Source organism: Leeuwenhoekiella nanhaiensis, assembly GCF_002744755.1.
Classification (GTDB): domain Bacteria; phylum Bacteroidota; class Bacteroidia; order Flavobacteriales; family Flavobacteriaceae; genus Leeuwenhoekiella; species Leeuwenhoekiella nanhaiensis.
On the sequence record NZ_KZ319291.1, the window covers coordinates 38,246 to 54,169 of the forward strand.

The 15,924-nt window shown below is 42.3% G+C and carries 15 protein-coding genes; 7 read left to right on the plus strand and 8 right to left on the minus strand.

Annotation, left to right across the window (positions count from 1 at the left end):
• Nucleotides 1–14: 14 nt before the first annotated feature.
• From CJ305_RS10820 to CJ305_RS10830, 3 genes are read left to right on the plus strand one after another with little or no spacing between them, the layout of a single operon-like run.
• Nucleotides 15–959 (plus strand): NAD-dependent epimerase/dehydratase family protein, encoded by a 945-nt coding sequence (locus CJ305_RS10820; RefSeq protein ID WP_099646295.1) that lies wholly within the window; start codon nucleotides 15–17, stop codon nucleotides 957–959.
• Nucleotides 960–986: 27 nt separating this feature from the next.
• Nucleotides 987–1,250 carry a hypothetical protein gene (locus CJ305_RS10825; RefSeq protein WP_099646296.1) on the plus strand — a complete coding sequence of 88 codons (264 nt, stop codon included), beginning with the start codon at nucleotides 987–989 and terminating at the stop codon, nucleotides 1,248–1,250.
• A gap of 52 nt (nucleotides 1,251–1,302) precedes the next feature.
• Entirely contained in the window at nucleotides 1,303–2,313 is a 1,011-nt protein-coding gene (locus CJ305_RS10830; protein ID WP_099646297.1) for a family 43 glycosylhydrolase, read from the plus strand.
• Nucleotides 2,314–2,317: 4 nt separating this feature from the next.
• Here the strand turns inward: CJ305_RS10830 and meaB are convergent, their stop codons facing one another.
• The 4 genes from meaB to CJ305_RS10850 all read right to left on the minus strand — a co-directional run bounded on the left by meaB (nucleotide 2,318) and on the right by CJ305_RS10850 (nucleotide 7,282).
• The gene (gene meaB, locus CJ305_RS10835; RefSeq protein WP_099646298.1) at nucleotides 2,318–3,367 is read right to left on the minus strand and encodes a methylmalonyl Co-A mutase-associated GTPase MeaB; all 1,050 of its coding nucleotides are present in this window, start codon (nucleotides 3,365–3,367) and stop codon (nucleotides 2,318–2,320) included.
• A gap of 298 nt (nucleotides 3,368–3,665) precedes the next feature.
• Nucleotides 3,666–4,523: a universal stress protein gene (locus CJ305_RS10840; RefSeq protein ID WP_099646299.1), complete on the minus strand. Its 858-nt coding sequence runs from the start codon at nucleotides 4,521–4,523 to the stop codon at nucleotides 3,666–3,668.
• 2 nt (nucleotides 4,524–4,525) lie between these two features.
• A complete protein-coding gene (locus CJ305_RS10845; RefSeq protein ID WP_099646300.1) occupies nucleotides 4,526–6,136 on the minus strand; it encodes a BCCT family transporter in 1,611 nt (536 codons plus the stop codon).
• A 9-nt stretch (nucleotides 6,137–6,145) separates the two neighbouring features.
• Complete coding sequence (locus tag CJ305_RS10850) at nucleotides 6,146–7,282, minus strand: hypothetical protein (RefSeq protein WP_189319431.1); 1,137 nt, start codon at nucleotides 7,280–7,282, stop codon at nucleotides 6,146–6,148.
• A 146-nt stretch (nucleotides 7,283–7,428) separates the two neighbouring features.
• Here CJ305_RS10850 and CJ305_RS10855 point away from each other — a divergent pair, with 146 nt between their 5' ends.
• The 3 genes from CJ305_RS10855 to CJ305_RS10865 all read left to right on the plus strand — a co-directional run bounded on the left by CJ305_RS10855 (nucleotide 7,429) and on the right by CJ305_RS10865 (nucleotide 9,763).
• Complete coding sequence (locus CJ305_RS10855; RefSeq protein ID WP_099646301.1) at nucleotides 7,429–7,779, plus strand: DUF1801 domain-containing protein; 351 nt, start codon at nucleotides 7,429–7,431, stop codon at nucleotides 7,777–7,779.
• Between the two features lie 101 nt (nucleotides 7,780–7,880).
• Nucleotides 7,881–8,849: a DUF6624 domain-containing protein gene (locus CJ305_RS10860; protein ID WP_099646302.1), complete on the plus strand. Its 969-nt coding sequence runs from the start codon at nucleotides 7,881–7,883 to the stop codon at nucleotides 8,847–8,849.
• A 17-nt stretch (nucleotides 8,850–8,866) separates the two neighbouring features.
• Nucleotides 8,867–9,763, plus strand: a complete 897-nt coding sequence (locus tag CJ305_RS10865; protein ID WP_099646303.1) for a hypothetical protein — start codon at nucleotides 8,867–8,869, stop codon at nucleotides 9,761–9,763.
• A gap of 74 nt (nucleotides 9,764–9,837) precedes the next feature.
• On the opposite strand, the gene CJ305_RS10870 is transcribed toward CJ305_RS10865, so the two are convergent.
• Nucleotides 9,838–11,751 carry a TlpA disulfide reductase family protein gene (locus CJ305_RS10870; protein WP_099646304.1) on the minus strand — a complete coding sequence of 638 codons (1,914 nt, stop codon included), beginning with the start codon at nucleotides 11,749–11,751 and terminating at the stop codon, nucleotides 9,838–9,840.
• 202 nt (nucleotides 11,752–11,953) lie between these two features.
• Nucleotides 11,954–12,769, minus strand: a complete 816-nt coding sequence (gene kdsA / locus CJ305_RS10875) for a 3-deoxy-8-phosphooctulonate synthase (protein ID WP_099646305.1) — start codon at nucleotides 12,767–12,769, stop codon at nucleotides 11,954–11,956.
• A gap of 723 nt (nucleotides 12,770–13,492) precedes the next feature.
• On the opposite strand from kdsA, the gene typA reads away from it, so the two are divergent.
• Nucleotides 13,493–15,289: a translational GTPase TypA gene (gene typA, locus CJ305_RS10880; protein ID WP_099646306.1), complete on the plus strand. Its 1,797-nt coding sequence runs from the start codon at nucleotides 13,493–13,495 to the stop codon at nucleotides 15,287–15,289.
• 52 nt (nucleotides 15,290–15,341) lie between these two features.
• Here typA and CJ305_RS10885 read toward each other — a convergent pair whose 3' ends face one another.
• A complete protein-coding gene (locus CJ305_RS10885; RefSeq protein WP_099646307.1) occupies nucleotides 15,342–15,617 on the minus strand; it encodes a type II toxin-antitoxin system RelE/ParE family toxin in 276 nt (91 codons plus the stop codon).
• Nucleotides 15,618–15,619: 2 nt separating this feature from the next.
• Entirely contained in the window at nucleotides 15,620–15,862 is a 243-nt protein-coding gene (locus tag CJ305_RS10890; RefSeq protein WP_099646308.1) for a hypothetical protein, read from the minus strand.
• Between the last annotated feature and the right edge of the window lie 62 nt (nucleotides 15,863–15,924).

Sequence of the window (15,924 nt, forward strand, 5' to 3'; positions counted from 1 at the left end):
AATAGATTGATTAGATGAAAGTATTAGTTACCGGAGCTGCCGGTTTTATAGGTTCGCATTGCGCCGAACGTCTTAAGGAAATGGATTTTGATGTCGTGGGGATTGATAATTTTTCGCCCTATTACAGTCCTGATCTTAAAGACCGAAACGCCAAATATCTGGAAGACGCCGGTATTCCGGTTAAGATTGTTGACCTTAGGGAACCGAAAGATTTTAAAATTTTGGATACCGATTTTGATTATATTTTTCACTTTGCGGCACAGCCGGGTATCGCGTCTTCGTCGAGTTTTGAAGATTATTTGCTCAACAACCTGGTCGCGACTAAAAACCTGATTGATTTTGCGCTAACCTGCAAAAACCTGAAGCTGTTTACCAATATTTCGACTTCGTCTATTTATGGTCTCCACGCCACCCTGACCGAAGATGAGGCACCTGAGCCGGCATCGTTTTACGGGGTGACCAAACTGGCTGCAGAGCAATTGGTGCTTTCCAAAACCCGGGAGAAAAAGATGAAAACCTGCTCGTTACGTCTGTTTTCGGTTTACGGACCCCGGGAACGCCCGGAAAAATTATACACCAAGTTGATAGGTTGCGGGTTTTTCCATCAGGAATTTCCCTTGTTTGAAGGCAGTGAAGACCACGTACGCAGTTTTACTTTTGTTGAAGATATTATTGACGGAGTGGTAAGCGTGATTGGCAAGGAAGAAACCATAAATGGCGAAGTCATCAATCTGGGGACAGAGCAGGAACATACCACAGGAGAGGGCATCGCGATTGTAGAAAAACTACTCGATACTAAAATCCGAAAAATCAGCGTACCCAAACGCGGGGGCGACCAGATGTTTACCAAAGCCAATATTGACAAGGCACGCCGCCTGCTCAATTACAATCCTTCAACGACGCTTGAGCAAGGCCTCAAGGAACAAATAGAATGGTATCGCAAGGAGTTTGTACTCTAAATGCATTTCGTTTCAAAATAAGCCTTTATGCGATTGAGTGAGAAAGACCGGAAGTTCCTGAAAAGCTGGGAACAGAAGCGTACCGCTAAATTTCAATACGGTCTGGGAATTGTAATTCAGATCGTACTTTTTGCAATTACCTATAAAGTTGCGGTGAGTTATGTGACTACCGCTATGTTTGGTCCTGATGATTTAATACAATTCGGGCTTCTGGGACTTATTCTGGGGATTGTCATTGCATTTCTGAAATACAAAAGAAACGAGAAGCGCTACAAAAAATTGAACTCCTAAATTTTTTTGTAGTACATATTTGAAGTATTTTAGAATTTTTAAAATAACATCAATGAGATTTTCATACCTGACGGTTCTTTTAGCCGTGACCGCATTTAGTTGTAAAAACACGAATAAGTCTACTGACGAAACAGCAACCGTTGCAGATTCTACCCACACCCAATTAATTACCAATCCCATTACTGACGGTTTTTACGCAGATCCTTCAATCGTAGAGGCAGATGGTAAATTCTATATTTATGCGACTAAAGATCCCTGGGGGAAAGAAGATCTTGCAGTTTTAGAGTCATCCGATTTTAAGAACTGGGAATTGAAAAGCATCAACTGGCCTACTAAAGAAGCCTGTACCAGCCCAACTTCTAACGGGTCAATGGTTTGGGCACCTTCGGTTATCAAAGCTCAAAACGGAAAGTATTATATGTATGTTTCGGTGGGTAGCGAAGTCTGGGCCGGTGTAGCCGAAAGTCCGCTGGGCCCTTGGAAAAATGCAAAAGAAGATAATTCGCCTTTAATCAAAGGTGATTTGTTTCCGGAATATCATATGATAGATGCGGAAGCTTTTATTGATGACGACGGGCAGGCCTATTTGTACTGGGGTTCGGGTTTGAACTGGGTAAACGGGCATTGTTTTGTGGTAAAGCTGAAAGAGGATATGATCACGTTTGATGGCGAAATCAAAGATGTAACTCCGGCTAATTATTTTGAAGCGCCTATTATGATTAAGCGCGACAGTACCTATTATTTGATGTATTCAGACGGAAAGGTGATCGAAGACACCTACAAGGTGCGTTATGCTACCGGAGACAACCCCTACGGGCCTTTTACCGAAGCTTCCAACAGTCCTATCCTTTCTACCGAAACCGACTCGATCACCTACAGTCCCGGACATCATACGGTGTTCACTAAAAACGGACAGGATTATATTTTATACCACAGGCATTCGGCCAATTCACCTAACTCAGAAGATTTGCTGCGTGAACTGTGTGTAGACAGTTTAAACTATACGCCTGAAGGTTTGATCAAGGCAGTAAAACCATCGGGGATTGCGGCTTTTGAGGAGTAGAACTTTAGTCCTTTGTAGTATTTAAATCCAGCAAGAACTGTGCTGCCAGAAATGGCGTGGTTTCGCCCGAATTTATGGCAATAAGTTGTTTTTGTAAGGCTTCCTGAATCTCGGCGCTATTATAAAACCGATCTTTCAGCGCGTTTTCGATGCTGCTTTTTAGCCAGTAGGTGTTTTGGTTTTTTCGGTTTTCTTCAAAATATCCGGAGGTTTTGACCTGTTCAAAATAGCTTTCAATAAGCTCCCAGATTTCGTCAATACCTTCTTTGTTAAGCGCGCTGCAGAGTTTGGTTTTAGGTTGCCAGCCGCTGGCTTTGGGAGGGTAGAGGTGCATGGCTTTGGCAAAAGCATTTTTGGCGTGTTTGGCGGCATTGATGTTTTCGCCATCGGCTTTATTGATGACAATGCAGTCTGCCATTTCCATAATGCCGCGCTTTATGCCCTGCAGTTCGTCGCCGGCACCGGCCAGTTTCAGCAATAAAAAGAAATCGGTCATCGCATGTACCGCGGTTTCGCTCTGACCCACACCCACCGTTTCTATAAAAATAACGTCATAGCCCGCGGCTTCACAGAGCATAATAGCTTCGCGGGTCTTTCGGGCTACGCCACCCAAAGAATCGCCGGCTGCCGAAGGTCTTATAAAAGCTTGTGGATTTGTGGAGAGCTGCTCCATACGCGTTTTATCACCCAGAATACTGCCGTGAGAGACCGAGCTGCTAGGGTCTATTGCCAGTACGGCGAGTTTTTTTCCGGCTTTGATGACGTGATTGCCCAGGGCTTCAATAAAGGTGCTTTTGCCTACGCCCGGAACTCCTGTGATCCCAATGCGCACCGACTTGTTGGCGTGCGGGAGGCAGCCTTCCAAAATCTGCTGTGCTAATTCCTGATGCGTACTTGCGGTGCTTTCTACCAGTGTAATGGCCCGGCTAAGTGCTGTGGTGTTGCCATTACAAATTTTTGAAATCAGATCGTTTGCATCCAATTGCTTTTTCCGCCTTGCGATGAGTTTACCGGCTGCGGTGCTGTCAATATGGTTGGCTTGTTCTGACTTCAAGGTTTTGGTATTAATTGGTGTCTAAAGTTACGTGAAATGAAAAATACAATTTAGAAATACGAAATACGAAATACGAAATACGAAATACGAAATACGAAATACGAAATACGAAATACGAAATATTCCAATTACACACAAAAGGTGAGGAGGTGCGAGCCAGGAAGCGATTCTAAAACTCAAACATCAACTGACCTAATCTGCTTTCTTTGGCAACAATTTAAACGCAACAGTTACAAACAAAAAAGGTGAAATGGGGAAACCCGTCCCAATTTCACCTTCTAACTAGTGTCGCTTAATTCTACTTTACAACCAGTAAGGGTCTGCTCAGGTGCTCTTCAAAAAGTTCTTCAGTGAGACTGCCGATGAGCAAGGACGAAATATTGTTACTACCCTTGTCAGATAAAATTATCAGATCGGGCTTTTGCTTTTCGATCTCCAGGGTAAACTTTTCAATAACGCTGCTTTCTTTGGCGTAAATCAGGTGAAGCTCATCCGGGTTGTTAGTATTCAATTTTTTGACAAACTTGATCGCCTTTTGTTGCAGGTGCTTTTCAATCTTTTGCGCGGCGTCTTCACGGGTAACGTAAGGTGAAAACTGAATTGGAACGTGATAAACGTGTACGGCATTGAGCTGAACCTGCAATTTGTTTTTCAGCATCTCTGCCAATGCAAAGGATTTTCGCGAATGCGCAGAAAAATCGGTTCCTACCCAAATCTTTTCCAATTGCTTTTGGGCTGTTTTGGGTATTGAAAGAATGCTGCATTTAAGCAGGCGCAACAACTTTGAAGGTACAACCCCGGTTCCTTTTTTAGGCGACTTATTCCCTAAAAGAACCAGATCAATTTGATATTTGTTTGCGGTATAATGTATAAGCGACTCGGTGTTTGAATCCTCAGAAATAAGCACCTCCCAAGGGGCCGATGCGGTATAGCGGCTTTCTACTTTTTCGTTGAGTTCGTCACCTATAATCTGATCAAGATTTAACTTTTTTAACTCTTCATCAAAGAGCTCAGAAATTTCGTATTTCTTGATGTTATGAATGAAATATACCTGTTCAACATTCAATTTATCAGCAAGAAACGAACTGTATTCGATCAGGTGGTTGTCCATAGAAGACAGGTCTAAAGCAACCATGATGTTTTTTATTGACTCCATAATCAGGCTTTTTTGTTTCGGCGTTCTACAATTTCTTTTACGACATCTTCATAATCATCCCGTTGTTTCTGCGATTTTTTCTTTTGCATTTTTTGGAAATCTTCCCTCAGACCATTATAGAGGGAATAACACATAATAATGAGGATTATGGCAAAGGGCAGCCCGGTAACTATGGTAGCCGTTTGTAAGGCTTCGAGTCCTCCACCTATAAGCAGTACTGCGGCAACTGTACCTTCAGTTACAGCCCAAAAAATACGTTGTCCCACAGGAGCTTCAATTTTTCCACCGGAGGTTAAACTGTCAACCACCAGGGAGCCTGAATCTGAAGAGGTAATAAAAAAGCCTGCGATCAGAATGACAGCTACCACATTGATAACCATAGAAAGCGGGTAATCTTCAAAAAATACGAATAGGGCGGTCGCAATATCATCGTTTACTGCGGCAACGATGCTCCCGTCACCTCCTAAAGCCTGTTGTATGGCTACACTTCCAAAAGCAGACATCCAGAAAAAGGTTACCAGTGAAGGCACGAGTAATACCCCTAGAATGAATTCTCTGATGGTTCTTCCCTTTGAAATGCGGGCAATAAACATCCCCACAAATGGCGACCAGCCTATCCACCAGCCCCAGTAAAAGACCGTCCAGTCGTTTTGCCAGGATGTGCCGTCAAAGGTTTCACTCCAGGTAGCAATACTTAAAAAGTTTGAAAAGTAGCTTCCGGTGTTTTCTATAAACGAGCGGAATATAAATAGAGTAGGACCTAAAATCAAGGCAAGCAACAATAATAAAACTGCCACGCGCATATTCCATTCACTTAAAATACGTACCCCTTTATCTACTCCTAAAACGACTGAGGTAGTTGCTACCAGCGTAATCCCTGCAATGAGAAGTACCTGAGTGAGGGTTCCGTCAGGAAGACCAAAAACGTGGTTCAGACCACTTGCGATCTGCTGTACGCCAAAACCCAGTGAGGTAGCCAGGCCAAAAAGCGTCGCCAAAACCGCAAAAATATCAATAGCATCGCCTATTCTCCCATGGATTCTTTCGCCTAAAAACGGATAAAATATTGATCGTATGGTGAGCGGTAAACCTCTGGAATAGGTGAAATAGGAGAGTGCCAAACCTACCAGTGCATAAACGCCCCAGGCGTGAAAGCCCCAGTGCAAAAAGGTAAAGTTCATAGCCTCCTGTGCCGCGGCAATAGTATTAGGTTCTGCTGTAGGCGGATTGGTAAGGTGATTTATAGGTTCGGCTACTCCAAAAAACAGCAAGCCTATACCCATACCCGCACTAAAAAGCATAGCAAACCAGGAAAGTGTTTTAAATTCAGGTTTTGCTTTAGGGCCGCCTATACGCATAGTACCAAATTTCCCCACTGCCAGATAAATTAAAAACAGCAGAAAAAGGTTAATGGTAAGAATGAAAAACCAGTCAGCATTCTCAGCAACGGCGTGTTGAATATCACTAAAGATTTTTTCCGCTTTTTTCTTAAAGGTGAGCGTAAGTGCGATACTGATGATAATGATAATTGAAGAGGTAAAAAACACCGGACCGTTGACCTCAAGGCCAAAGATTGATTTTTTCTCGTCGCTTCGCGTAATTTTTTTAGCCATAGTTATCTTTTAAAAATAATATCCAATATTAATATTAAAGCGGGCTTCCCATTTAGCATCAGGATTACCTGTTGAAAAATCGTCTACAAAATTCCCGCCCAGCCAGGAATGATTATACCCCGCAGCATAATCAACATAGGTATACACCTGTCCGGCGGTCAACAATATACCGGTAACATTTTGAAAGGAGTCGGTAAACCCGCGTTCTTTTTTCTGCATATATCCAAAATCATTATAGAATTTCAGCTGTGACACTGGTCCCCAGTTTACATTCACCACTTTAGAGGCTGCGAAAGTATACATATTGAAGCGGGCGGCGACTTCATAAGGCGTGCCGTATGCTCCCATTTGTATAATCGCGTTAGATTGACCTGCTGCATTTACAGGATTGTGAGCAACAGTGATTATTTCGGTTTTAAAATTCCAGTCTCGCCAGTCTAACTCGTGATGCAGGGCCAGGGCATAATGATCTCCGTTACGGTCTGTGTCTATATTGTACAACTGGCCGTATTGTGCCGAAAATCCCAACTGATTATTACCGGTATTTCCCAGTTTACGTAGCAGTTTTACATTAAACTGATTGGTTTCCTTATTGCGGCCCACCACATCATAGGAATACCGGCTGCTGCTGTTTTCAACATCTCCTCCAAAATTGAGCTCTTCGGCATTTTTAAAAAAAGCTATGGCATATTCCCAGCGATCCCCGGTATGCAGGTATTTAATTCCCATATCGTGGTCATCCTCAAGACCGGCATAATAAGTAATGTTGAAAAACCAGTTATTTGAATTGTATTGCTTTATTCCAAAAGGAACATAAACCAGGCCGGCGTGCAATTCATCTTTTTCACTAAAACGGTAACCCACCCAGCCTTGTTTTAGAAATCCGCCACCAAAAGCTTCCGAGTACAGGCGGTATTCGGCATTTAAAAAGACGTTTTTAAAAGAAGCTCGGGCATTGATGCGAAACATATCGTAGCCAAACTCGCCGCCTTTGGTTTTTTGTTCTTCTTTCCAGGAGGAATACACGTAGTTAAAGCGCAAAGCACCACCCAGTTCTAATTTCGGCTTTTCTTCTTGCTGAGCGTAAGCCCATTGCGTGCCAAAAATCGCGGAATATACAAGTGCATAGAGGTAGTTTTTCAGCATCAAAAGAAGGGTTTAGGTTAGAACAGCAGGCAAATTAGTTGGATTTTTATAGAAACTAAAGTAAAACGGCTGCATTAGCATATATTTAAAGCTTCAATATCTGGTTTTCTAATCATGTTAAGCCTGGCAGACTAATTCTGGTTATAATGAATCCCGCAGAAACTTATATTCTTTCTCAACCCGAGCCTTTTAAACGTATTCTATTGGAGCTACAGGTGATTATTGAGCATACAGCTCCCGAAGCGGAGTTGCTGTATAAGTGGCATTTGCCCTTCTATTATCTGAATGGAAAAATGTTCTGTTTTTTGAATTTTAGGAAGCGTTTTGTGGATTTGAGCTTTGTTTATGGAACAGACCTGAATGATCCCGACAAGCATTTAATAGCAGGTGAAAATCGGAAACGGCTACGGTCCCTGAGATATCATAAACTGGAAGATATTGATGCTGAGGTATTGATTGAATTCCTAAAGCAACTTAAAGTTCTTATAAAGAATTAAGCATCTCTTCTTATAAATGAGGAATACCGTAAGCCTTTAGCGCTTAAAAGTCCTAACTTCCCGAATTGAATGGTACCAGATTCACTTATCTAATTCGGAATATGAAAATAGTTACACTACAGATTGCAGCGGTTTTTTTGTGCTTTTTTGCTTCCTATGCTCAGGAGGCTGCAGCTTATGATGATTTAATTCTTGAAGCAAACAGGCTTTACCAGTCGCAAAAATATTCGGAGTCTGGTAAAACCTATGAAAAGGCTTTTAATCTAACCGGGGATGACACCCAGACTTCTGATCGTTATAATGCAGCCTGTTCCTGGGCGCTGGCAGATGAAGCCGATAAGGCTTTTAAGCACTTATTTATCATTTCTCGACCTGAGGGATATACGAACTACAGTCATATTTCTCAGGATACAGATCTTACTAGTTTACATAATGATACCCGCTGGGATGATATTCTTACACGGGTAAAGCAAAATAGGGAAGAGGTAGAGCAATACTGGGATAAACCACTGGTAGCTGTCTTAGACAGTGTTCATCAAAGTGATCAAAGCGTACGGAAAACACTTGGGGCACTAGGGGATCAACACGGTTGGCAGTCAGAAGAAGTAAAAGCTCAATGGAAAAAAGTAGACCGGGTAGACTCTATTAATTTGATCAAAGTAAAACGCATCCTGGATGAACACGGTTGGCTAGGCTCTGATGTGCTTGGCGACGAAGGTAATATGACCTTGTTTTTGGTTATTCAGCATTCTGATCTTGAAATACAGGAAAACTACCTTCCTTTACTGCAAAAGGCAGTTTCAGAAGGAAACACTCCGCCTCATTTTTTAGCTCTTTTACAGGATCGCATTGAGATACGGAACGACAGGCCTCAAATTTACGGCAGTCAGGTGGGGCGCACAGAAACCGGTGAAGCTTTTGTCGCTCCGATGATTGACCCTGATCACGTAGATGAGCGAAGAGCTTCAATAGGGCTTGACTCTATGGAGTCTTACCTTTCTAATTTTGATATGGAATGGGATTTAGAGGCCTATAAACGGAGCTTGAAATCTCCGGATAAAAACGAGTAATCATATATAAACGAATAATGAAAAAGCATTTTAAAAGTCTATTGATTCTGTGTCTGGTTTTAGGGATAACCTTAAGTAGAGCCCAGGAAGCCGAGCCCCAAACTACTGCAGATTATACACTGTATAAACCTCAACAAACGGATGCCGTTTTAATCTTGTTTGGTGGGTTTGGAGAAAACGCTGCGGGTATTGAAAACGAGTACCCCATAACCGATTTAGCCTTGTCTAAAAATGTAGCAGTGGCCTATCTAAACTATAATCGTAAGATTTTTTTACAGGAGGAAGAAAAGGCGCAATTGGCACAGGTGCTTCAGAATCTAATCGCCTCAAACAACCTGCCTGACGATGCGGTTTATATCGGCGGTTTGTCTAGCGGCGGAGCTTTGTCGTTAGTAATAAGTAATTATCTGACGGAAAATACATCCTATGGATTTAAACCGGCCGGCGTTTTCGCTGTGGATGCTCCAGTAGATCTGGCGGCGCTTTATCGTATTGCCAAAGAAAATGTAGCGCGTAATTTTTCACCCGCTGCGGCCGGAGAGAGCGCCTTTATGCTTCAGTTTTTTAATGCGCAATTGGGAAATCCTGATGAGGATATCGCTCCTTATGAAACGTATAGCGCTTTTGTCTATGAAACTGAAAACTTTCAGAATTTGAAAGCTTTAGAAAATACCAAAATTCGTTTTTATACAGAGCCCGATAAAACTTGGTGGAAGGAAAATATGGGAGTTGACTACGAGCAAATGAATGCTTTTCATTTGGAGCGGCTATCTGAGTTTTTGACCGCTAAAGGCTACGAAAACGTAGAACTTATTACGACTGAGGGTAAGGGATATAGGGCAGACGGAAGCAGAAATCCGCACAGTTGGTCTATTGTTGATCAGGAAGCTTTGCTGCACTGGATGCTTGATTAAGAAGTGATTCAGTTATAAAAAAATCCGTGTCTGATATTCAAACACGGATTTTTTAGTTTTCTAAAGTCTACGAACTACTGCCCTGCAGCCAGTGCGATCATCATATCGAGTTCTTCAACCAGACCGTCTGTATTGCCATCAAAGCCCACGGCTTTAAATTTGATTTTTCCGTCAGGACCTACCACAAACTTGGTAGGAATACCGTCTACTTCATAAGCAGAAACCACGTCGTATTTGCGACTGCCTTCTTCTTCAGGAGTGTCCATCAGCACGTTAAAAGTGTAGTTGTTTTGCTTGATGAAATCACTTACTCCTTTTTCACGGGCTTCACCGCTGGTGCTTTCCCAGGTGTCTATAAAGAGGAATTCTACGTTTTCGTTATCAGCGTATTTGGTAACCGCTTTTTGCATTCCGGGGAAGGAAACTTTACACGGTCCGCACCAGGTTGCCCAGAAATCAAGAACTACCGTTTTTCCTTTTAAATCGGCAAGAGCGATTTCTTCACCTTCCAGGTTTTTAAGACTAAATTGTGGCGCTTCTTCATCAAGCATTTCTTTTTTCAGCTCTGCCAAAGCCTTGTCATGAGCGACCTGCTCCAAAGAACTTAGGTAGCTTTCAAAGCTTTCTTCCTGTTCTGTATTGGCGTAAGCAGTAGCCAGATATTCTTTGGTCTTGGTGGTAGCTTTACCGTCTTTAACCAGCTCAGCGGCTTTTTCAACAATCTTTTGATATTGCTCATCTGCTGCCAGAAATTGAATGTAGCGCTCGTAAACGTCTGGCGAGGTGGGGTCTGCAACGGCATCTTCCTGAACCGCGATGGCTTCCTGTACTTTACCTTGTTTAAAAAGAATCAGGGCATAGGTGTCTGAGTACATAGCCCGGGTAGATTTCATATTATTCGCATACTGGCGGGCTGTATAATACTCCGGCTTGTTTGATTTTTCGGCCTCAATAATAGCAAGAGATTTTTTAGATAATTCTTCCGCCAGATCAAGGTTTTCCCCGCTTTCGGCGTAGCCCCAAGCAATATTATTCAGGGTTGAGGCTTTAGACGAATCGTCACCGGCCATCTCCATATATTTTTTGAAATTTTCGGTATCCCCGGCATTGAGGTATGATTCAGCTAAACTGCGGTATAGAAAATTTTTCTGAGTACCGTCTGTTCCTACCTTTTCATTGAATTCTTCAAGTAATGCAAGCTTTTCTTCAGGATTTTTAGCTCCACGCATTTTAGAAACATAAGCGTTTTGAGCGATTTGACTCTTGGGATATTTTTCCATGAAAATCGCCTGAATCGAATCGGTTTTGGACTGATCCCTTTTGATCTGATATATCGTAATCAGTTTTTGATACTCTTCTTTTGTAAGCTCCTGCTTTTGGGAGTATGCGGCGAGTTCTTCATCCAATTTCACTCCTGCAGCTTTAGCATCTGCCTGATTCATTACCTGCATCTGTATCGTGAACCAATCATTTTTAAGCTCGGGATTCTTTTCAAGAGCGCGGTTGATGGCAGCCAAAGTAGAGTCTGGCGTTGTTTTCATACCGTAATAGCTGCCCTGAGCGAGTTTGTAAAAAGCAATCCCGGCTTCAGAACCGGCAACGGGAACACCTGCCTCATTATATAGGCTTAGCGTATATCCCTGATCTTCATTGGAGTCGTAGTCCTTTCCATTTTTAAAATTAAAAACAAGACCCTGCGCCGAATCGGGAATTGCAATACTACCCTTATAACGTTCTCCGTCTTTTACCAGATCAATATCCTGAGGATAACTTTTAGTATTTACGGTGTAGGCGTAAAATGCTTCTATATCTAGAGAATCTTCCGTTTTTTCAGGTGTATACCAAAGGCTCAAACTGTCGCCTGGCATCGGTTTAGCTTCAGAAAGTTCGAGGTTTCCAATTGTTAATGGGGTTTTCTCAGGTTCGTCTGTACAGGAAAGTACAGCCAAAGTGGTTAAGGCTAGTGCGGAGATGCGTAAATAGTTCATTCTAAATGTTTTTTGATTGTGACTAAAAATAATAAGAATTCTTCACATAGCTGTTTTCGTTACTTAGGAAGAAAACTAAAACAAGCCGGAACGAGCAGAGCAGAGTGTGAAGGCAGCAAAATATGCCATTAAAAATTAAAGGATTGCTAAAACAAGAGTCTTGGTAATCCTTTAATTTGAACTATTCTTAGTCTGTTAAATTTTACCCTGCAACCACCTTACGTATCGCTACCAGTTTGGTAAGTAAACCTTCCAGTAAGCTTAGGTCAAGCATATTAGCTCCGTCGCTTTTGGCATTTGCGGGGTCGAAATGGGTCTCGATAAACAAGCCGTCAACACCCGCCGCGATGCCGGCCTTTGCCATAGTGCCTATAAGTTCAGGTCGGCCGCCGGTTACCCCGCTGCTTTGATTGGGCTGTTGTAAGGAATGCGTGACATCAAGTACCGTTGGCGCGTATTGCTTCATGGTGGGGATGCCTCTAAAATCTACGATAAGATCCTGATAGCCAAACATCGTTCCGCGATCGGTGATCCAGACGTTTTCGTTGCCGGTGTCGGTCACTTTAGTAACGGCGTGTTTCATCGCCTCCGGACTCATAAACTGCCCTTTTTTGAGGTTCACGACTTTACTGGTTTCGGCAGCAGCGACAACCAGATCGGTTTGACGTACCAGAAAAGCCGGAATTTGCAATACATCTACATATTCGGCAGCCATTGCCGCGTCTTCGTTCACGTGAATGTCAGTCACCGTTGGGACTTTAAAAGTCTCTGAAACCTTACGTAGAATCTTTAGCGCTTTTTCATCACCAATACCCGTAAAACTATCGAAGCGGCTGCGGTTAGCCTTTTTAAAACTTCCCTTAAACACGTAGGGAATACCCAATTTATCAGTTATACCTACCACTTTTTCGGCAATGCGCATCGCCATTTCCTCGCCTTCAATGGCACAGGGCCCGGCAAGCAGGAAAAAGTTATTGGTATCTGTATGTTTAATCTGGGGAATATTGGAAAGTTTCATGCTGTTCTAGTTTAAAGGGGTAAATATAGTGTATAGAAAATACGAAATACGAAGTGAGAAGTACAAAGTGATGAATTCAGAGTCTTGAGTGCAGCGTTTTCTAGGTAAGTGGTAAGAGGTTATTAAGTTGGCAGTCTCAGTAGGCAGTTGGCAGAATTTAAAATTTAAGGTTGAGAATTCAAGGATTGTAAAAAGGTAATTTTTTATGGTTTTTTCTTAAACGATTCCACGATTCCATAGGAAAAAGTGAGAAGTAAAAAAGGGAGAATAGAAAGTAGAAAGTAAAACGGTTTGTCGGTTCGAGCGCAGTCGAGAACCTATTGTTGATGACAACTATCAGGTACAAACTACAAAGTGGGAATAAACAGAAACCGAAGTAAAATAAATTCCAATTAACGAATAACTTTTAACCAACAGAAAACAGAAAACAGAAAACAGAAAACAAGAAACCCTTGAACTTTAAAACTATAACCTGCAACCGCTTGCGGTAGGGATAGCAGCGGCATCCTTTTTTGTTACTACAGACTTCCTGCGCCATTTGGCGCATTAGGTGAAGCTGCTAACAAAAAAGATAGAGCGTATAGCCCGGTTGCTGCTTGTGACTGATTTTCAATTTTTTACATGATTTTATACAAGCAGCAAGCCGCCCAAATTATAATTGAAATAAGTGCTTAAAAGTCCGTGAATTAACCGTATCTTTGCGCCCTAAAATAAGGGCTACTTATGAATATTAAAAACATTGCGATTATCGCGCACGTTGACCACGGTAAAACCACCCTGGTAGACAAGATTATGTACCACTGCCAGTTGTTTCGTGAAAACGAAAACACCGGTGATTTGATTCTGGATAACAACGATCTGGAGCGTGAACGCGGTATTACTATTACTTCTAAGAACGTTTCGGTTATCTATAAAGACACCAAAATTAACATTATTGATACTCCGGGTCACGCCGATTTTGGTGGGGAGGTTGAGCGGGTACTCAATATGGCTGACGGGGTGTTGTTGCTGGTTGATGCCTTTGAGGGGCCTATGCCACAAACGCGTTTCGTACTGCAAAAGGCAATTGACCTGGGTCTTAAACCGTGCGTGGTTATTAATAAAGTAGACAAAGAAAACTGTACTCCTGAAGAAGTTCACGAGAAGGTTTTTGACCTGATGTTTGAGTTGGGTGCCGAAGAATGGCAGCTAGATTTCCCTACGGTTTACGGTTCGGCTAAGAACAACTGGATGAGTGACCACTGGGAAAATGAGACCGAAAATATTGAGCCCCTTCTCGATATGGTGATGGATCATATTCCTTCTCCTAAAATTGAAGAAGGTAGCACACAAATGCTGATTACTTCTCTCGATTTCTCTTCATTTACCGGTCGTATCGCTATTGGGCGTTTACAACGCGGTACTTTGAAGGAAGGAATGAACGTATCGCTGGTTAAGCGTGACGGAAGCATCAAAAAAGCAAAAATTAAAGAATTACACACCTTTGAAGGACTTGGGCGCAAGAAAGTAGCTGAAGTTCAGGCAGGTGATATTTGTGCTCTTGTAGGTATTGAAGGTTTTGAAATTGGGGACACTGTTGCCGATTTTGAGAATCCGGAAGGACTGAAGACCATCGCGATCGATGAGCCTACGATGAGTATGTTGTTTACGATTAACGATTCGCCATTCTTTGGTAAAGACGGAAAGTTTGTGACTTCACGTCACATCAAAGACCGTTTATTTAAAGAACTAGAGAAAAACCTGGCACTTCGCGTAGAAGAAACCAATAGTGCCGATAAGTTTATGGTATATGGCCGTGGGGTATTGCACCTTTCGGTATTGATCGAGACGATGCGTCGTGAAGGGTACGAACTGCAAATTGGTCAGCCGCAGGTAATCATCAAAGAAATTGACGGTGTTAAATGCGAACCTATTGAAGAATTGACTATTGACCTGCCGGAGGAAGTTTCAGGTAAGGCTGTAGAAATGGTGTCTATCCGTAAAGGGGAGATGTTGAGTATGGAAGCCAAGGGCGATCGTATGGTTTGCCAGTTTTTAATTCCTTCACGAGGGATTATCGGTCTTCGTAACCAGTTGCTTACTGCAACTGCCGGTGAAGCGATTATGGCTCACCGTTTTAAAGAATATCAGCCGCTCAAGGGAGACATTCCGGGTCGTAACAACGGTTCGCTGGTTTCTATGGAAAAAGGTACCGCTATCCCATATTCTATTGATAAACTGCAGGATCGTGGTAAGTTCTTCGTTGATCCGGGTGAGGATATCTACGAAGGTCAGGTAATTGGTGAAAACAGCCGTCAGGATGATATGACCGTTAATATTACCAAGACTAAAAAATTATCAAACGTACGTTCTTCCGGAGCAGATGATAAGGCCAAAATTGTACCGGCCATTAAATTCTCTTTAGAAGAGGCTTTAGAATACATACAAAAAGATGAATATGTTGAGGTTACTCCAAACCATTTACGTCTGCGTAAGGTATTATTAACCGAAAACGAACGTAAGCGTAACAAGTCGGTTTAACCGTCTGAGATTTTGTTTATTGTAAAAAGCACTTCCGTGAGGAGGTGCTTTTTTATTGGCGTGAAGCCTTAGTGCAGATGATATTGCTGATGTAAATCACGCCATCTTTCTCTTTGTATAGCAGCTTATAATCCCGAACTAGTATCTTTCTATAATCTGCATTGATTTCATCTTGCTGATACTGTTCAGGAAATGTGATTGCCCTGGAGGCATTTAAGATGTCTCGTTTTACAATCGCTCTCGCGGACGGAATATCTTTATAACGGTAATCTAAAATGTGTTTTAGGGAGTCAATGGCCTGTCTAAGCCAAACAACTTGGAGGGACATTATTAATCGGGGATTTGATTTTCTACATCTTCAATAGAAGTAAATTCTCCGCGTCTCAATTGATCTTCTGCATTTTCAAGCTGCAGATTGTACTCTTTTCGAGACATTGGGCTTCCATCGGGAAAATAAGCCACAATTTCATCCTGATAATAATTTTCGAAAACCCCATGTACGATTGCGAGTACTTTGTCATCGCCTCTTTCTACATAAGACTTAATACGTTTTTTAAGTTCCTGCGTTCCCATGTCATTTTTTTATAAAGTTAGCTAAAAGTTTTAATCTCCTAGAGCGCGCCTTACAATTGCCC